This is a genomic window from Streptomyces fungicidicus (assembly GCF_003665435.1).
Taxonomy (GTDB): domain Bacteria; phylum Actinomycetota; class Actinomycetes; order Streptomycetales; family Streptomycetaceae; genus Streptomyces; species Streptomyces fungicidicus.
In genome coordinates this window covers 972,476-990,043 of sequence record NZ_CP023407.1, presented here as the reverse complement: position 1 = coordinate 990,043, position 17,568 = coordinate 972,476, and the positions used below count along the sequence as shown (strand labels likewise).

Genomic DNA, 17,568 nt, shown 5'->3' with positions numbered 1-17,568 from the left:
TTGACTCCCGGTCGGCCGCGTACCTATGCTCTGGCCGCATGCAGCTGATCCAGGAAACCCCGGACCTCTCCGCCTATCTGGCCGCCGACGAGGCGATCGACCATCACCATCCGCTGGTCCGTGACACGGCGGCGCGTCTCGCTGCTGGGGTGGCCGACTCGTATGAGTATGCGCGAGCGGCGTTCGACTTCGTCCGCGACGGCATCCCGCACTCGCAGGACTCCGGTGACCTCCGGGTCACCTGGCGCGCCTCCGACGTCCTGGAGCGGCGCACCGGGATCTGCTACGCCAAGGCCCACGCGCTGGCCGCGCTGCTGCGGGCCGAGGACATCCCGACCGCCCTCTGCTACCAGAACCTCGGCGTCCTGCACGGCCTGGTCGCCGTGCGGTTCAACGGCGCCTGGCACCGGCAGGACCCCCGGGGCAACAAGCCCGGAGTGGACGCGCGGTTCTCCCTCGACGGTGAGCGGCTGGCCTTCACCCCCGACCCGGCGTCCAATGAGATGGACTATCCAGTCCTGTATGCTGCACCGCATCCGGTCGTCCTGAACGCCCTCCGGGCCGCTTCCGACCGGCCGCACCTGTGGCGGACGCTCCCCACCGCGCTCTGAGACCAAGGCGGAACCATGACTCCCACCCCGGCCGTGTCCGACGAGGTGCGCGCCCTCGCACCCGGCTTCACCCATGTCGTGGTCGAGGCACACGGCCTCGTCAACCGGCCGAGCGACGGGGAGAGCTCCGCCCTGCTCGACGACGCGGCCGGCCGGCTCGCCGCACGCCTCGGGGGCCGCGCCCCGCACGAGGACCCGCACATGGCGGCCTGGCGCGAGGTCTACACGGCGTTCGGCTCCAAGCCGTCGCGCACCCGCAACTCGGCGGAGGCGCTGGCCAGGCGGGCCCTCACGGCGGCCGGCCTGCCCCGGATCAACCTCCTCGTCGACCTCTACAACGCCGTCAGCGTCGCCCGGCTGATCCCCGTCGGCGGTGAGGACGCCGACCGGATCCGGGGCGGAATGCGGCTGGTGCGGGCGACCGGCGAGGAGGACTTCGTGACGGTCACGGGCGGCGCGGAGACCGTGGAGCACCCCGACGCCGGCGAGGTGGTGTGGCGCGACGACACCGGAGTGACCTGCCGCCGCTGGAACTGGCGCCAGGGTCCGCGCACCCGTCTCACCGAGGAGACGGTCTCGGGCATCTTCCTGCTGGAGAGCCTGGCGCCGATGCCCGTGCCGGACGTGGAGGACGCGGCGGCCGAACTGGCCGGTCTGCTGGAGAAGTTCAGCCCGGGTTCAACTGTCACGGTCCACCCCGCCGCGTGAGCGGCCCCGTGGGGGCCGCCCGCGGCGGCGTCAGCGGGCCTCGGTCTCCCGGACCTGCTCCGGCGTCGGCGCCGTGCCCCCGAGGTGGGCCGGCATCCACCAGGTGTCGTCGGGACCCTTGGGGCGCACCGGATAGGCGCGCTGCGCCGCCTCCAGCAGCTCCTGCACCCGCTCGCGCAGCTGCCGGGTGATCGCGCCCGCGTACTTGTCCTTGGACGCCTCGATCGCCTCGCCGACCCGGATCGTGATCGGGGTGTGACTGCGCTTGAAGTTGCGCGGATGACCCTTGGTCCACAGCCGCTGGGTGCCCCACACCGCCATCGGGATCAGCGGCACGCCGGCCTCCTGCGCCAGGCGCGCGGCGCCGGACTTGAAGCTCTTCAGCGTGAACGACTGCGAGATCGTCGCCTCCGGGAAGACGCCCACGATCTCCCCGGCCCGCAGCGACCGCAGCGCGTGCTCGTACGCCGCCTCGCCCTGGGTGCGGTCCACCGGGATGTGCTTCATGCCGCGCATCAGCGGACCGGAGATCCGGTGCCGGAAGACCGACTCCTTCGCCATGAAGCGGACCAGCCGCTTCTGGGGGAGCGCCGCCAGGCCGTTGAATACGAAGTCCAGATAGCTGATGTGATTGCTCACCAGCACGGCGCCGCCCGAGCGCGGTATGTTCTGCGAACCCTGGCAGTCGATCTTGAGGTCCCACGCCTTGAACAGGGTGCGGGCGAAACCGACGACGGGCCGGTAGACGAGTTCTGCCATGGGCGGGTCGGAACCCTTCCTTTTCTGCCTGGGAAGGAAGCTCCCAGCCGAAGTTACGCAGCCGTAGGTTTTACGGCTTGTCGCAGATGGTGCCCGAAGAACGGCCGCCGAACCAGCCCTGGTGCCCGTCGGCGGCGAGATTCTTGTCACGTCCACCCCTTGATCCACCTCGGGCTTTGTGTCCCGGCCGGGAATTCCCGCCGTCCCGGCGGTGCTGGAGACCGTTGACGGCAGAACTATGGAGGGGAGAGAGCGCGTGCGGGACCGGGACGGGCGGGAGGGGCTCGGGGCGGGGGAAGGGCCGGACGGGCCGGGGCTGGGAGTCGCGCTGGGGGAGCGCGCCACCCTGGTGCAGTTCTCCACCGCCTTCTGCGCGCCCTGCCGGGCGACCCGGCGGGTGCTCGCCGAGGTGGCGGCACTGGTCCCGGGGGTGACCCACGTGGAGATCGACGCCGAGGCCCGTCTCGACCTCGTGCGGCGCCTGGAGATCGAGCGGACGCCGACGGTGCTGGTCCTCGACGCGCGCGGCCGGGTCGTACGGCGCGCGGCGGGACAGCCCCGCAAGGCCGATGTGATCGCCGCGCTCGGGGAGGCGGTGTGACGGCGGCGAGGGTTCTGGTGAGGCATCTCCCACATCACGGGACCGACTTGACTGTGCATGCCACCGATCGTCAGCCTGACCCCATGTGTACGGAAGTCCTTCGCCCCCGGCGGGCGCCCGGCCGCCCCGCGCGTGTGCGCCGGGCGGGGCGGTGAGCAGCCGCGAGCCCGTGCGTCACCTCACGGAGAAGGAGAGCCTCATGACGGTCGCGCCCGGCACCGGTACCGCCCGCCCCGCCTCGCCCGACCTGCTGCGCTCCGTCTTCCGCAGGCACGCGGCGGGCGTCGCCGTGATCACCGCGCGCGGCCGCCGCGGTCCGGTCGGCTTCACCGCGACCTCCCTCGCCTCCGTCTCCGCCGAGCCGCCGATGCTGTCCTTCGCCGTCGGCACGGGGAGCTCCAGCTGGCAGGCGATCGCGACGGGCGAACACGTCGGCGTCCACGTCCTCGGGGAGCACCAGCAGGAGCTGGCGGCGACCTTCGCGCGCAGCGGCGCCGACCGCTTCGGCGAGGACACCGCCTGGCGGGACGGCCCCGCGGGGGTCCCCGTGCTGGACGACGTGCCGGCCTGGATGGTGTGCAAGGTGGTGGCCCGGGTGCCCGCCGGCGACCACCGGCTCGTCGTCGCCGAGGTCCTGCTGGGCGACCCGACAGGCCATGGCCGCCCCCTCCTCTACCACCAGGGACGCTTCAACCGGCTGTCCGACTGAGTGGGTTCCCTGGTCGCGGCCCCGTCGAGTTCCGGTTACGCTGCGTTGCGAAGGTCACAGTTCAAAGCGCTTGCTTAGCGGGAAGAGACTGGGTGTACTGACGAGTAATATTTCGGCCGGAGCGCGGGGCGCCCCGGCCGGGACGGCCCGCTTCAGGCGCCTATGCTGCCTGCAGGCAGGCAGCCAGAAATGACGATGCAGTAGGAGAGCCGGCGTGAGCTTGAGGATCGTTGTCACCGTGAAGTACGTGCCCGACGCCACTGGCGACCGGCACTTCGCCGATGACCTGACCGTCGACCGTGACGACGTGGACGGTCTGCTCTCCGAACTGGACGAGTACGCGGTCGAGCAGGCGCTGCAGATCTCGGAGAATTCCGACGACGACGTGGAGATCACCGTGCTGACGGTGGGCCCGGAGGACGCCAAGGACGCCCTGCGCAAGGCGCTGTCCATGGGTGCCGACAAGGCCATTCACGTCGAGGACGACGATCTGCACGGCACCGACGCCATCGGCACCTCCCTGGTCCTGGCCAAGGCCGTCGAGAAGGCGGGCTACGACCTGGTGATCTCGGGCATGGCCTCCACCGACGGCACCATGGGCGTCGTACCGGCGCTGCTCGCGGAGCGTCTGGGCGTGCCGCAGGTGACCCTGCTGTCCGAGGTGTCCGTCGAGGGCGGCACCGTCAAGGGCCGACGTGACGGCGACGCCGCCTCCGAGCAGCTCGAGGCCTCCCTCCCGGCGGTCGTGTCGGTCACCGACCAGTCGGGCGAGGCCCGGTACCCGTCCTTCAAGGGCATCATGGCGGCCAAGAAGAAGCCGGTTCAGTCCTGGGACCTCTCCGACCTCGACATCGACGAGGACGAGGTCGGCCTGGAGAACGCCTGGACCGCGGTCGACTCCGCGGCCGAGCGTCCGGCCCGCACCGCCGGCACGATCGTCAAGGACGAGGGCGAGGGCGGCAAGCAGCTCGCCGAGTTCCTCGCGAGCCAGAAGTTCATCTGAGCCACTGGTTCCGCCGACCGCCCCGCACACTTCGCAAGCAGGAGAGAAGAAGTCCCATGGCTGAAGTTCTCGTCTACGTCGACCACGTGGACGGTGCCGTCCGCAAGCCCACCCTGGAGCTGCTGACGCTGGCCCGTCGCATCGGCGAGCCGGTCGCCGTAGCGCTGGGCAACGGCGCCGGTGACACCGCCGCCACGCTCGCCGAGCACGGCGCGGTGAAGGTCCTCACCGACGAGGCCGCCGAGTACGCCGAGTACCTGGTCGTGCCGAAGGTGGACGCCCTGCAGGCCGCCCACGAGGCCGTCTCCCCGGCCGCCGTCCTGGTGTCCTCCTCCGCCGAGGGCAAGGAGATCGCCGCCCGCCTGGCGCTGCGTCTCGGCTCCGGCATCATCACGGACGCCGTCGACATCGAGGCCGGCGACGAGGGCCCGGTGGCCACACAGTCCGTGTTCGCCGCGTCCTTCACCACCAAGTCCCGTGTCTCCAAGGGCACCCCGGTCATCACGGTCAAGCCGAACTCGGCCGCCGTGGAGGCCGCTCCGGCCGCGGGTGCCGTCGAGGCCCTGTCGGTGACCTTCTCCGCCCACGCGACCGGCACCAAGGTCACCGGCCGTACGCCGCGTGAGTCGACGGGCCGCCCGGAGCTGACCGAGGCCGCGATCGTGGTCTCCGGCGGCCGTGGTGTCAACGGCGCGGAGAACTTCGCGGTCATCGAGGCGCTCGCCGACTCGCTCGGCGCGGCCGTCGGCGCCTCGCGCGCCGCCGTCGACGCCGGCTGGTACCCGCATACCAACCAGGTCGGCCAGACCGGCAAGTCGGTCTCGCCGCAGCTGTACATCGCGTCCGGCATCTCCGGCGCGATCCAGCACCGCGCGGGCATGCAGACCTCGAAGACCATCGTGGCCGTCAACAAGGACGCCGAGGCCCCGATCTTCGACCTGGTCGACTACGGCATCGTCGGCGACCTGTTCGACGTCGTGCCGCAGCTGACGGAGGAGATCAAGACCCGCAAGGGCTGATCACGCCGAGCCGCACGGGGCCCCCGCGACCACTCCGGTCGCGGGGGCCCCGTGGCGTCACGGGGTGAGGGCGGCCCGCACCGGCAGATGGTCGCTCGGGAACCGCCCGTCCGGCGCGAAGGTGCTGACCGACGCCCGGTGCACCGTGACGCCGGGCGTGGCCAGGATCCAGTCGATGCGGTCGCCGCCCGGCACCGGCGGCCGGTACCCGTGGAACGTCCCGTACGCCTCCCCGCGTTCGGCCGCCGCGTCCCAGGTGTCGACGAGCCCGGCGCCCAGCAGCGTGCCGTACACCGGGTCAGCGTGTGCCGCCGCGTTGAAGTCGCCCGTCACGATCACCGGCAGGGAGCCCGCCAGCGCGGCGACCCGCTCCGCGACGAGGGCCGCGGACCGCTCGCGCGCGTACCGGCTCGCGTGGTCCAGGTGGGTGTCGAGGACGTGGAACTCCCGGCCGCCGGCGCGCAGGTCGCGGAAGCGGACCCGGGTGACCATGCGGACGAAGGCGTTGCCCCAGGTGTTGGAGGCGATCACGTCCGGGGTGTCGGAGAGCCAGAAGTGGTCGTACTCCAGCGGGGCGAGCCGCCGGGTGTCGTAGAAGACCGCCATGAACTCGTCCCGGCTGCCGCCCTCCCGCCCGGTGCCGATCCAGTCGTACGACGGCCCCAGATCGGCCTCGATGTCGCGCAGCTGCTGGTACAGGCCCTCCTGGGTGCCGAGGACGTGCGGCCGCTCACGCCGCAGAAGCTCCCGCATCACGGGTCGGCGGGCGGCCCAGCTGTGCGGCTCGTCCGTGCTCGCGAAGCGCAGGTTGAACGACATGACCTCCAGGGGGCCCGCCGGGCGCCGGTCCACCGGAGCCGGGACGGGGGACAGTGCTGTACTGGAGAGCGGCAGGACGACAGAGGCGGCGAGCGCGCTCTTCAGTCCCAGGCGGCGTGTGGGTCGGCTGAGATGCGGCACGGGAACTCCTTCCGCTCCGGGGAAGACAGTGCCAGATGAACGGGACCGTGCCGAGACGGGTGCGCCGATCCGGCCGCGGAACACTCCACAGGACACTGTTGACCGGTGCGAAGGCCGACGGATAGCTTCGTTCTACGAATTGTTGATTCCGTATCGCGGAAATCCGGGAGGCTGTGGATGGGGCAGGGGCAGGGGCAGGGGCAGCGGGAGCGGGTGGCGACGAGTCTCACGGGTACCGTCGGCGAGGAGATCGGCGGCTTCCTGGCGCCGGTCGACGCCGAGCTGGAGCGCCGCTACCCCGGAGACCCCGGCACCCGTCAGCCCGTCCACACCGTCTACGTGCCCGGCGACGACTTCGCCGCGGACACCCTCCGTGTCTGGGGGGACCGTGCCCTCGCCGCCCTCGACGAACACGCCCCCGACGCCGCCTCCTTCGCCGCCGTCCTCGGGCTGGACGGGGCACTGGCCGAGGACGTGTACGGCCGCGTCCGCGCCAAGCTCGAGCGCGAGCCGGTGGAGGACCTGCGCGTCGACTTCGAGGACGGCTACGGCAACCGCCCCGACGCCGAGGAGGACGAGACCGCCGCCCGCGCGGCCCGGCTGATCGCCGCGGCCCACGCGGCCGGCACCGCGGCCCCGTACATGGGCGTCCGGGTGAAGTGCATGGAGGCCGCCGTGCGCGACCGCGGCATCCGCACCCTCGACATCTTCCTCACCGGCCTGATGGACACCGGCGGCCTGCCGGACGGACTGGTCCTCACCCTGCCCAAGGTCACCTACGCCGAGCAGGTCACCGCCATGGCCCGGCTCCTCGACGCCTTCGAGAAGGCGCGCGGTCTGGAACCCGGCCGGATCGGCTTCGAGATCCAGATCGAGACCAGTCAGGCCGTCCTCGCCGCCGACGGCACCGCCACCGTCGCCCGCATGATCCAGGCCGCCGGAGGACGCGCCACCGGGCTGCACTACGGCACCTTCGACTACAGCGCCTGCCTCGGCGTCTCCGCCGCCCACCAGGCGAGCGACCACCCGGCGGCCGACCACGCCAAGGCCGTCATGCAGGTCGCCGCCGCGGGCACCGGCGTACGCGTCTCGGACGGCTCCACCAACGTGCTGCCCGTCGGCCCCACCGAGCAGGTGCACGACGCCTGGCGGCTGCACTACGGCCTCACCCGCCGCGCCCTCGCCCGCGCCTACTACCAGGGCTGGGACATGCACCCCGGCCACCTGCCCACCCGGTACGCGGCCGTCTTCGCCTTCTACCGGGAGGGCTTCGCCCGGGCCGCCGACCGCCTCGCCCGGTACGCCGGCCGGGCCGGCGGCGACGTCATGGACGAGCCCGCCACCGCCAAGGCCCTCGCCGGGTACCTGCTGCGCGGCCTCGACTGCGGCGCCCTGGACATCGCCGAGCTGGCAGGCCCGTCCGGTCTGTCCCGCGCCGTCCTGGAGCAGTTCGCGTCGCCCCGCCACGGGGACCTCACGGGGTCCGCGTAGCCCCCACGTACCGCTCCAGGCCGCAGGCCGTCACCAGCTTCTCCCGCGCGAACAGCCGGGTGCCCCGCGCGCACAGCCCGGCGTCGGCGCGGGCCCGCTCGCAGAACTCCGCCGGGGAACCGCCGAACAGCTCCCGCAGCCCCGGCACGGTGGCGAGCAGCTCGGTGAGCAGCGCCCGCTGGCCCGGATGGGCGCGCGGGACGCCGGCGCCGTCGTGCAGCACGCCGTGACGGTTCACGTAGGCGTACGCGCCGGGCAGGGCTGAGCCGTCGGCGAGGGCGATCCGCACGTCGGGCGCAGGCAGCCAGGCGCGCCGGAAGTTGCCGTCCGGCCGCGGCACGCCCTCGCTCGCGTCGATCACCTCGAGCTGCCGGGCGTCGAGCCAGAGCACGAACAGCTCCCGTTCGGTGCCCGGGGCGAGAACCGGCGAGTTGGAGACGTAGCCCATCCGGCTGACGTGCGCCGAGACGCCCACGCCGACGCCGGTCACCCGGGTCCGCACCATCGGGACCGGCGTGACGACCCCGGACTCGGCCATCTTGTGCCTCAGCTGACCGGGACAGGCGTTGGAACCGACCGCGAGCACGGGCACCCGGTCCTCGAACACCAGGCGGTCCAGCGGCAGCAGCCGCCCCCCGTCCAGCAGTCCCGAGTCCCGCGGCCACGCCCCCGGATACAGCAGCGGATGCTCGCGCGGCGCCCGCTCCAGCCCCAGCGCCCGCAGCGTGCGGTCCTCCTCCACGGGCACCGCCCGCTCAGTCGGCCGGGGGCAGCTCGCCGGAGCCGCGGGTGATCAGCCGGGTGGGCAGCTCGATGCGCTCGGGGGAGAGCAGCGTGCCGTCCAGCTGGCGGAACAGGCGCTCGGCGGCGGTCCGGCCGAGGGCGGCGGCGTCCTGGGCGACCACCGTGACGCCGGGCTGGAGCAGATCGGCGAGCTCGATGTCGTCGAAGCCGACCAGGGCGACCGGGCGGGGGTGCTCGGAGAGCACCCGGATCACGGTGACCGTCACCCGGTTGTTGCCCGTGAAGATCGCGGTGACCGGGGACGGGCCGGTCAGCATCTCCTCGGCCGCGCGGCGCACCCGCTCCGGGTCGGTGACGCCCAGCGAGACCCAGGAGTCCTCGACCACCGTCCCCGCGTCCTCCATCGCCGTCCGGTAGCCGCGCAGCCGCTCGGCGGCGGTGTGGATGCGGGGCATGTCACCGATGAAGCCGATCCTGCGGTGTCCGTGCGCGATCAGGTGGCGCACGCCGTCGCGGGCGCCGCCGTAGTTGTCCGACACGACGACGTCCGCGTCGATGTGCCCGGCCGGACGGTCCACGAAGACGGTGGCCACGCCCGCCTTGATCTCCGGCTCCAGGTAGCGGTGGTCGCCGCCCGCCGGGATCACCAGCAGCCCGTCCACCCGGCGGGCGCACAGCGCCAGCACCAGCTCCTGCTCGCGGTCGGCGTCCTCCGCGCTGGAACCGTTGATCAGCAGGGCGCCGTGCGCCCGGGCCACCTCCTCGACCGCACGGCTCAGCGGCCCGTAGAACGGGTCGGCGAGGTCCTCCAGGACCAGGCCGATGCTGGCGGTGCGGCCCTTGCGCAGGACCCGGGCGCTGTCGTTGCGGCGGAAGCCGAGGGCGTCGATCGCCTCCTGGACGCGGCGCTCCGTCTCCGGCGTGACCCCCGGTTCGCCGTTGACCACCCGGGACACCGTCTTGAGCCCGACGCCGGCCCGGGCGGCCACGTCCTTCATCGTCGGACGGTTGCCGTAACGGGTCCCTGGGATGCGGTCGGTGCGGCGGGTCGTCTCCGGCACGGTGCGGTGTCCTGTCCTGTCGGCCACGGGGGATGCGTAGGTCCATGGGTTTGTATGAGGATGTGGCGTCGAGCATAGAGCCTGGACAACGTTGTCAGGGTCGGGGGACACTGTCCCCCGACCACTCCGGACCGCACCTCACGGAACGGCGGGGCCGTTGTCCGTGCGCCGCGTGTTGCCTTCTGGTCGCGCATGGTCGTTCGCAGGGTTCTTCGATGTGTTCCGATGTTCGACGGGGAGATCCGACACTGATGCACACCGACCTCGTGGCCGCGCTCGACATCGGCGGCACCAAGATCGCCGGCGCTCTGGTGGACCGCCGGGGCCGGCTCCTGGTCCGCGCCCAGCGGCCGACGCCCGCCCGCGAGAACGGCGAGACAGTGATGGGTGCGGTCGAGGCGGTGCTCGGCGAACTCACCGCGTCCCCGCTGTGGCACCGGACGGGCGCGGTGGGCATCGGCAGCGCCGGCCCCGTGGACGCCTCCGCCGGCACGGTGAGCCCGGTCAACGTGCCCGGCTGGCGCGACTACCCCCTTGTCGCCCGGGTCCGGGACGCGGCCGGGGGTCTGCCCGTCGAATTGATCGGCGACGGCGTGGCGATCACGGCCGCCGAACACTGGCAGGGCGCCGCCCGCGGCCACGACAACGCGCTGTGCATGGTCGTCTCGACCGGGGTGGGCGGCGGACTGGTCCTCGGCGGCCGGCTGCACCCCGGACCCACCGGCAACGCCGGCCACATCGGTCACATCAGCGTGGACCTCGACGGCGACCCCTGCCCGTGCGGTGCGCGCGGCTGCGTGGAGCGCATCGCCAGCGGCCCCAACATCGCCCGCCGCGCCCTGGAGAACGGCTGGGAGCCCGGCCCCGACGGGGACGCCTCGGCCGCCGCGGTGGCCGCCGCCGCCCGGGCCGGGGACCCGGTGGCCCTGGCCTCGTTCGCGCGGGCGGCCCGGGCGCTGGCCGCCGGGATCGCTGCCACCGCGACGCTCGTCGAGATCGACATCGCCGTGATCGGCGGCGGCGTGGGCAAGGCCGGCGAGGTCCTCTTCGCCCCCCTCCGCAAGGCCCTCACCGAGTACGCCACCCTGTCCTTCGTCCAGCGCCTCGTGGTGACCCCGGCCCAGATGGGCACGGACGCGGGACTGGTGGGCGCGGCGGCGGCCGCCCTGGCGGGCAGGACGGACACGGCGGTCGCGGGCGTCTGAGACGGCCGGACGCAGCGCCCGCGCGGCGGCGGCCCGAACCCGGTGCGTGACCCCCGGGGCCGTTCGGGAGTTGAGCCGGGTATGAAGAAGCGCAGCATGCTGGCCATCGCCTCCCTCGCCACCGGTTTCGTCGTCGCGGCCGTCACCCCGTCGCACGCGCTCACCGAGGGAGCCGTCCCGCTCGGCGTCGACGACACGCTGAGCACCCTCGACCGGACCGTCGGGGAGAACAACACCCTGGACCTGGACATCGACCGGGGGGACCGGCGCTGACGGACCCCACGGCCCGACACACGGCGCCGGAGCCCCCGGGGACGGGGGCTCCGGCGCCGTTGTCACGTGTTCTCAACTCGATCTGGTTTCCGTGGCAGGGTGGAGCGGGCAAGCCACAGGGGGCCAACAGAAGAGGGGGAAACGTGATCGTCTGGGTCAACGGCGCGTTCGGTGCGGGAAAGACCACCACCGCGCGCGAACTGATCGAGCTGATCCCGAACAGCACGCTCTTCGACCCCGAGGTCATCGGCGGAGCACTGGACCGGCTGCTTCCGCCCAAGCGCCTCGCCGAGGTCGGCGACTTCCAGGAACTCCCGATCTGGCGACGACTGGTGATCGACACGGCGGCCGCGATGCTCGCCGAGCTGGGCGGGACCCTCGTGGTCCCCATGACGCTGCTGCGCCAGGAGTACCGCGACGAGATCTTCGGCGGGCTCGCCGCCCGCCGGATACCGGTCAGGCATGTTCTCCTCGCTCCGGCCGAAACGATACTGCGTACACGCATAGCGACCCGCGAGGTCCCGGCGGACCTTCCCGACGGCGAGATGCGTGTCCGGCAGTGGTCGTTCGACCAGATCGAGCCGTACAAAGCCGCCCTCGCCTCCTGGCTCACCACCGACGCCTACCCGATCGACAACGGCGCCCTCACCCCGTACGACACCGCCCGGCGGATAGCCGAAGCGGTCGGCAGCGGGGCGGTGCCGGCCTGCGACATCGTGCAGACGCCCGAACCCACCGCGGAGACGGTCGCCGCGGGGGTGCTGCTCTTCGACGAGCAGGACCGGGTGCTGCTCGTCGACCCGACCTACAAGCCGGGCTGGGAGTTCCCGGGGGGCGTCGTGGAACGCGGTGAGGCACCCGCCCGCGCGGGCATGCGCGAGGTCGCCGAGGAGACCGGGATCCGCCTGGACGACGTGCCCGCGCTCCTCGTCGTCGACTGGGAGCCGCCCGCGCCGCCCGGATTCGGCGGCCTGCGGCTGCTCTTCGACGGCGGACGCCTCGACTCCGACGAGGCCGGACGTCTGCTGCTGCCCGGCCCGGAACTGCGCGGCTGGCGCTTCGCCTCCGAGGCGGAGGCCGCCGACCTGCTCCCTCCGGTCCGCTACGAACGGCTGCGCCGGGCCCTCCGGGCACGCGAACGGGGCAAGCCGATGTACCTGGAGGCGGGAGTGCCGGTCGGATGACACCGGACGCCGGCGACGGCCGGTGCGGCGCCGCGCCCGCAGCCCGACTCGGCACGGCTGACGTCAGCGGAGCACCGCTCCCGCCCGCCGTGTCCCCGGCCGGGGCGGTGGAACGCGGCTCCCTGGCGCCCCCGGCGCCGAGACCGGCCAGGGACCGGGCGGCGGGGGCGGGACGTGCCGGGGGAGTGGGCGCGGACGGTGGCGTCCACTCCCGCCGGCTCCGGGTCAGCGGGTGCCGGAGGCGTAGTTGCGCAGGAACAGGGCCTCCGCGACCGACAGCCGCTCCAGCTCGTCGGGGGACACGCTCTCGTTCACCGCGTGGATCCGGGCCTCCGGCTCGCTCAGGCCGATGAGCAGGATCTCCGCCTTCGGGTAGAGGGCGGCGAGGGTGTTGCACAGGGGGATCGAACCGCCCTGGCCCGCGTACTGCATCTCCTGGCCCGGGTACGCCACCGCCATCGCGTCGGACATGGCCTGGTAGGCCGGGCTGGTCGTGTCCGCGCGGAACGCCTGCCCCTGACCGATCTGCTCGGTGCTCACCCGCGCGCCCCACGGCGTGCGCGCCTCCAGGTGCGCCCGGAGCAGCCCGGTCGCCTCGACCGCGTCGACGCCCGGCGGCACCCGCAGGCTGACCAGCGCGCGGGCGCTCGCCTGCACGGACGGCGTGGCGCCGACCACCGGCGGGCAGTCGATGCCGAGCACGGTGACCGCCGGGCGGGCCCAGATGCGGTCGGCGACCGTGCCGGAGCCGATGAGCTCCACACCGTCGAGCACCTTGGCGTCCTTGCGGAACTGCCCGTCGTCGTACTGCAGTCCGTCCCAGGCGCTGTCACCGGCCAGCCCGTCGACGGTCGTGCTGCCGTCCTCGGCGCGCAGCGAGTCCAGCACGCGCACCAGCGCGGCCAGCGCGTCCGGCGCGGCGCCGCCGAACTGCCCCGAGTGCAGGTTGCCCTCGAGGGTGTCGACCCGCACCCGGACCAGCGTCATACCGCGCAGGGTGGAGGTGACCGTCGGCAGACCGGCGCGGAAGTTGCCCGCGTCGCCGATCACGACGGTGTCGGCCGTCAGGAGGTCCGGGTGGCTCTCGGCGTACCGCTCCAGGCCGCCGGTGCCCTGCTCCTCGGAGCCCTCGACGATCACCTTGACGTGCACGGGCACGCCGCCGTTCGCCTTCAGCGCGCGCAGCGCCAGCAGGTGCAGGATCACGCCGCCCTTGCAGTCGGCGGTGCCACGCCCGTACCAGCGGCCGCCGCGCTCGGTCAGCTCGAAGGGCGGGGTGGTCCAGCCGGCCTCGTCCAGCGGCGGCTGCACGTCGTAGTGGGCGTACAGCAGCACCGTCTTCGCGCCCTCCGGGCCCGGCAGGAAGCCGTACACGGACTGCGTGCCGTCCGGGGTGTCGAGCAGCGCCACGTCCTGGAAGCCCTCGGCGGTGAGCGCGTCCGCGATCCAGCGCGCGGCGCTCTCGCTCTCCTCGCGCGGGAACTGGCCGAAGTCCGCCACCGACTTGAAGGCCACCAGTTCGGTGAGCTCCTCCTTCGCCCTGGGCATCAGCGAGGCGACGGTCACGGCGACCGGATTCGACGACATGGGCACGCTCCTTGTGGGTGCGACGTTGTACTTCTGCGTACTTCTTTGTACGAGATGATCGTGCGGTGTGCGTGAGCGACCCGTGTATCGGGCACTTACGTCGCCGATCCTCCCACAGTGGCCCGAGATCAACGCCGCCGTAGGATGCGGGGGGACAGGAGCGGCAGGCGGCTGGATCGGGAGCAGTAAACCATCGTGAGCAGCGAGAACTCTTCGGCGGACGACGTGCGGCAGGTGTGGGACGTCGTCGTGGTGGGCGCGGGACCCGCGGGGGCATCGGCCGCCTACGCGGCGGCGGTCGCGGGACGGCGCGTGCTGTTGCTCGAGAAGGCGGAGCTGCCGCGCTACAAAACCTGCGGCGGCGGCATCATCGGCCCCTCCCGCGACGCGTTGCCACCCGGCTTCGAGCTTCCGCTGAAGGACCGGGTGCACGCGGTGACGTTCTCCAGCAACGGCCGCTTCAGCCGCACCCGCAGGTCCCGGCAGATGCTGTTCGGGCTGATCAACCGGCCCGAGTTCGACCAGCAACTCGTGGAGCACGCGCAGAAGGCGGGCGCCGAGCTGCGCACCGGCGTCGCCGTGCAGCGGGTGGAGCAGCACGGCTCGGCCGTGCCCGACCGGCGCACGGTCGCCGTCGTCCTGCAGGGCGGCGAGACGGTGCTCGCGCGGGCCGTGGTCGGCGCGGACGGCAGCGCCGGCCGCATAGGGGCGCACGTCGGCGTGAAGCTGGACCAGGTCGACCTCGGCCTGGAGGCCGAGATCCCGGTGCCGGAGACGGTCGCCGACGACTGGAAGGGGCGGGTGCTCATCGACTGGGGCCCCATGCCCGGCAGTTACGGCTGGGTCTTCCCCAAGGGCGACACGCTCACCGTCGGTGTGATCTCCCGGCGCGGTGAAGGCGCCGCGACCAAGCGGTACTTGGAGGACTTCATCGGGCGGCTCGGTCTCGCCGGCTTCGAACCGAGCATCTCCTCAGGCCACTTGACCCGTTGCCGCGCCGACGACTCGCCGCTGTCGCGGGGGCGGGTGCTGGTGTGCGGGGACGCGGCCGGCATGCTGGAGCCGTGGACCCGCGAGGGCATCTCCTTCGCGCTGCGCTCGGGCCGGCTGGCGGGGGAGTGGGCGGTGCGGATCGCCGAGGCCCACGACGCCGTGGACACCCGCCGCCAGGCGCTGAACTACGCCTTCGCCGTCAAGGCGGGCCTGGGCGTGGAGATGAGCGTCGGCAAGCGGATGCTGGCGGCGTTCGAACGGCGTCCGGGGGTGTTCCACGCGGTCCTCACCGGATTCCGCCCGGCCTGGAACGCGTTCAGGGACATCACGCGGGGTTCGACGACGCTCGGCGAGCTGGTCCGCACCCACCCGATGGCCCACCGCGCCCTGCTCGCGCTGGACCGGCGTCCCGCGGGCGAGGAGTCCGGTTCCTGAGAGTGCCGCGGCGGACCGTGCGACCGGTCCGCCGCCGCTGCGGCGGACGTACTTCGCCGGGAGTACGTGTGATCACCACGCCGGGCTGACGCCGGCCGCGGCGCCCGGCGTCTAGCGTGGCCGGCATGGACGCACAGCGCGGACCCGGCGGCGGGCCCCCGGGGCGGTGGCCCCGGCAGTGGTGGCACGGCCCGCCCGGACGGACCGGCCGGCCCGGAGAGGGCCACGGCGCCGGCGAGGCGGCCGACGGGGACGGCGGGCACGGCCGCCCCCGGTGGCCCTGGCGTTCCACCCTGCTGTTCACGGCGTTCGTCCTGGCCGGCTCCCAGTTCGCCGCGCACTCCCAGGAGGGCGAGCGGGTCGCCCTCGACCCCGCCGCCCGGGTGCTCCTGTTCGTGGCCGGGGCGCTGCTGCTGTGGCGGTGGCGTCGTCCCGTGCCCGTGCTGTGCGCGACGGTCGCCGCCGTCCTGCTCTACAACGCCGCCGGATACCCGTACGGGCCGGTGTTCCTCACGGTCGCCGTGGCCTGTTTCAGCGCCGTGGTCTCCGGGCACCGGCACGCCGCGTGGGCGGCGATGGGGGCGTTCTGGGCGGGGCACGTGCTGATCGCGCAGCTGCTGTACCGGTGGCTGCCGCCGTCCGGCGACGGGGCCGTCTCCTGGAACGAGGAGATCGTGGTCGCCACCTGGGTGGTGGCGCTCGTCGCGGTCTCGGAGCTGGTCAGGACCCGGCGCGAGCAGTGGGCGCGGGAGCGGGCCGAGCGCGCCCGGGCGGCGCGGCGCCGCGCGGACGAGGAACGGCTGCGGATCGCCCGCGAGCTGCACGACGTGCTCGCGCACAGCATCTCCGTCATCCATGTGCAGGCGGGAGTGGGGCTCGCCCTGCTGGACAGCGACCCGGAGCAGGCGCGCACCGCGCTGACCACCATCAAGGCGCAGAGCAAGGAGGCGCTCGGGGAGGTGCGTCAGGTGCTGGACACGCTGCGCGCGCCCGGCGCCGCCCCGCGCGCTCCGGCGCCCGGTCTGGACCGGCTGCCCGAACTGGTGGAACAGGCCGCGGGCGCCGGCCTCACCGTTACCGTGGAGGGCGAGCCGCCGGCCTTGCCGCCCGGCGCGGACCTGGCCGCCTTCCGCATCGTCCAGGAGGCCCTCACCAACGTCGTACGGCACTCGGGCTCGCGCGAGGCCCGGGTGCGCATCGAACAGGACGGCGGCCGTCTGCGGCTGCGCGTCGACGACGACGGACCCGCCACGGGTGACGACGCGGGCGGCGGCGGCAACGGGCTCGCCGGGATGCGGGAGCGGGCCGCCGCGCTGGATGGCACCATCGAGGCGGGCCCGCGCCCGGACGGAGGGTTCCGGGTGCTCGCCGAACTGCCGCTCGCGTCAGGGGAGGACCGGTGATCCGGGTACTGCTCGCCGACGACCAGTCACTGGTCCGGGCGGGGTTCCGCGCGCTGCTGGACGCACAGCCGGACATCGAGGTGGCGGGGGAGGCGTCCGACGGCGAGGAGGCGGTACGGCTGGTCCGCGCGCTGCGTCCCGACGTCGTCCTGATGGACATCCGGATGCCCGTGCTCGACGGTCTCGCCGCGACCCGCCGGGTCACCGGGGACGCGGACCTGGGGGAGGTGAAGGTGGTCATGCTCACCACCTTCGAGCTGGACGAGTACGTCTTCGAGGCGATCCGCTCGGGAGCCTCCGGCTTCCTGGTCAAGGACACCGAGCCGGAGGAACTGCTGCGCGCGGTGCGGGCGGTGGTCGAGGGGGACGCGCTGCTCTCGCCCGGCGTGACCCGCCGGCTGATCGCCGAGTTCGCGGCCCGTTCGAAGGAACCGGCCGCCGCCGGCGGCCTCGCGGCGCTCACCGAGCGGGAGCGGGAGGTCATGGCCCTGGTCGGCATCGGCCTGTCCAACGAGGAGATCGCCCGCCGCCTGGTGGTCAGCCCGCTCACCGCCAAGACCCACGTCAGCCGCACCATGGTGAAGCTGGGCGCCCGCGACCGGGCCCAACTGGTCGTGCTGGCCTACGAGACGGGCCTGGTACGGCCGGGCTGGCTGGGCTGACTGACCGGCGCGCCGCCGGGAGCGGACCGGCACGGCGGCCCCGCGGACGGCGGACAGGACCGGCGCGAGCGGCGGCCCGACGAGGCGCAGCACCGTCTCGCAGCCGGCCGGCGGCCGTGCCGGTTCCGTCACGGCCGCGAGCGCACCGCGGCCGCCCGCA

General features: G+C 73.4%; 18 protein-coding genes. 13 read left to right on the top strand and 5 right to left on the bottom strand.

Features of this window, described 5'->3' with window-relative positions; all coding sequences use genetic code 11:
* Positions 1–38 precede the first annotated feature (38 nt).
* Positions 39–611: a transglutaminase domain-containing protein gene (locus CNQ36_RS04310; protein WP_121544994.1), complete on the top strand. Its 573-nt coding sequence runs from the start codon at positions 39–41 to the stop codon at positions 609–611.
* 15 nt (positions 612–626) lie between these two features.
* On the top strand, positions 627–1,319 hold the full coding sequence (locus tag CNQ36_RS04305) for a B3/B4 domain-containing protein (RefSeq protein WP_121544993.1): 693 nt from the start codon (positions 627–629) through the stop codon (positions 1,317–1,319).
* Between the two features lie 30 nt (positions 1,320–1,349).
* Here CNQ36_RS04305 and CNQ36_RS04300 read toward each other — a convergent pair whose 3' ends face one another.
* Complete coding sequence (locus CNQ36_RS04300) at positions 1,350–2,078, bottom strand: lysophospholipid acyltransferase family protein (RefSeq protein WP_004934779.1); 729 nt, start codon at positions 2,076–2,078, stop codon at positions 1,350–1,352.
* A gap of 238 nt (positions 2,079–2,316) precedes the next feature.
* Between CNQ36_RS04300 and CNQ36_RS04295 the strand changes: the two genes are divergently transcribed.
* The 4 genes from CNQ36_RS04295 to CNQ36_RS04280 all read left to right on the top strand — a co-directional run bounded on the left by CNQ36_RS04295 (position 2,317) and on the right by CNQ36_RS04280 (position 5,410).
* Positions 2,317–2,679, top strand: a complete 363-nt coding sequence (locus CNQ36_RS04295; protein WP_121544992.1) for a thioredoxin family protein — start codon at positions 2,317–2,319, stop codon at positions 2,677–2,679.
* Positions 2,680–2,878: 199 nt separating this feature from the next.
* Positions 2,879–3,388: a flavin reductase family protein gene (locus tag CNQ36_RS04290; protein ID WP_121544991.1), complete on the top strand. Its 510-nt coding sequence runs from the start codon at positions 2,879–2,881 to the stop codon at positions 3,386–3,388.
* A gap of 214 nt (positions 3,389–3,602) precedes the next feature.
* Positions 3,603–4,391, top strand: a complete 789-nt coding sequence (locus CNQ36_RS04285; protein WP_004934785.1) for an electron transfer flavoprotein subunit beta/FixA family protein — start codon at positions 3,603–3,605, stop codon at positions 4,389–4,391.
* Positions 4,392–4,447: 56 nt separating this feature from the next.
* Positions 4,448–5,410, top strand: coding sequence for an electron transfer flavoprotein subunit alpha/FixB family protein (locus CNQ36_RS04280; protein WP_121544990.1), 963 nt, complete (start codon positions 4,448–4,450; stop codon positions 5,408–5,410).
* A gap of 57 nt (positions 5,411–5,467) precedes the next feature.
* On the opposite strand, the gene CNQ36_RS04275 is transcribed toward CNQ36_RS04280, so the two are convergent.
* Positions 5,468–6,370 (bottom strand): endonuclease/exonuclease/phosphatase family protein, encoded by a 903-nt coding sequence (locus tag CNQ36_RS04275; RefSeq protein WP_121544989.1) that lies wholly within the window; start codon positions 6,368–6,370, stop codon positions 5,468–5,470.
* Positions 6,371–6,547: 177 nt separating this feature from the next.
* Here CNQ36_RS04275 and CNQ36_RS04270 point away from each other — a divergent pair, with 177 nt between their 5' ends.
* Positions 6,548–7,861, top strand: a complete 1,314-nt coding sequence (locus tag CNQ36_RS04270; RefSeq protein WP_121544988.1) for a DUF6986 family protein — start codon at positions 6,548–6,550, stop codon at positions 7,859–7,861.
* Here CNQ36_RS04270 and CNQ36_RS04265 read toward each other — a convergent pair.
* Positions 7,845–8,609 carry a hypothetical protein gene (locus CNQ36_RS04265; RefSeq protein WP_121544987.1) on the bottom strand — a complete coding sequence of 255 codons (765 nt, stop codon included), beginning with the start codon at positions 8,607–8,609 and terminating at the stop codon, positions 7,845–7,847. The two genes, CNQ36_RS04270 and CNQ36_RS04265, sit on opposite strands and share 17 nt — an antisense overlap.
* A gap of 7 nt (positions 8,610–8,616) precedes the next feature.
* Positions 8,617–9,693 carry a LacI family DNA-binding transcriptional regulator gene (locus tag CNQ36_RS04260; RefSeq protein WP_163013197.1) on the bottom strand — a complete coding sequence of 359 codons (1,077 nt, stop codon included), beginning with the start codon at positions 9,691–9,693 and terminating at the stop codon, positions 8,617–8,619.
* A gap of 224 nt (positions 9,694–9,917) precedes the next feature.
* Between CNQ36_RS04260 and CNQ36_RS04255 the strand changes: the two genes are divergently transcribed.
* The 3 genes from CNQ36_RS04255 (at position 9,918) to CNQ36_RS04245 (ending at position 12,328) form a co-directional block, all read left to right on the top strand.
* On the top strand, positions 9,918–10,871 hold the full coding sequence (locus CNQ36_RS04255) for an ROK family protein (RefSeq protein WP_121544985.1): 954 nt from the start codon (positions 9,918–9,920) through the stop codon (positions 10,869–10,871).
* A gap of 81 nt (positions 10,872–10,952) precedes the next feature.
* Complete coding sequence (locus CNQ36_RS04250) at positions 10,953–11,144, top strand: hypothetical protein (protein WP_121544984.1); 192 nt, start codon at positions 10,953–10,955, stop codon at positions 11,142–11,144.
* A gap of 143 nt (positions 11,145–11,287) precedes the next feature.
* On the top strand, positions 11,288–12,328 hold the full coding sequence (locus CNQ36_RS04245; protein WP_121544983.1) for an NUDIX hydrolase: 1,041 nt from the start codon (positions 11,288–11,290) through the stop codon (positions 12,326–12,328).
* A 225-nt stretch (positions 12,329–12,553) separates the two neighbouring features.
* Here CNQ36_RS04245 and CNQ36_RS04235 read toward each other — a convergent pair whose 3' ends face one another.
* Positions 12,554–13,915, bottom strand: a complete 1,362-nt coding sequence (locus CNQ36_RS04235) for a dipeptidase (protein WP_121544982.1) — start codon at positions 13,913–13,915, stop codon at positions 12,554–12,556.
* Between the two features lie 195 nt (positions 13,916–14,110).
* On the opposite strand from CNQ36_RS04235, the gene CNQ36_RS04230 reads away from it, so the two are divergent.
* The 3 genes from CNQ36_RS04230 (at position 14,111) to CNQ36_RS04220 (ending at position 17,408) form a co-directional block, all read left to right on the top strand.
* On the top strand, positions 14,111–15,343 hold the full coding sequence (locus CNQ36_RS04230; RefSeq protein WP_004934793.1) for a geranylgeranyl reductase family protein: 1,233 nt from the start codon (positions 14,111–14,113) through the stop codon (positions 15,341–15,343).
* 125 nt (positions 15,344–15,468) lie between these two features.
* Positions 15,469–16,746, top strand: a complete 1,278-nt coding sequence (locus tag CNQ36_RS04225) for a sensor histidine kinase (protein WP_121548367.1) — start codon at positions 15,469–15,471, stop codon at positions 16,744–16,746.
* On the top strand, positions 16,743–17,408 hold the full coding sequence (locus tag CNQ36_RS04220) for a response regulator transcription factor (protein ID WP_121544981.1): 666 nt from the start codon (positions 16,743–16,745) through the stop codon (positions 17,406–17,408). The genes CNQ36_RS04225 and CNQ36_RS04220 overlap by 4 nt, the downstream gene beginning before the upstream one ends.
* Positions 17,409–17,568: the final 160 nt, after the last annotated feature.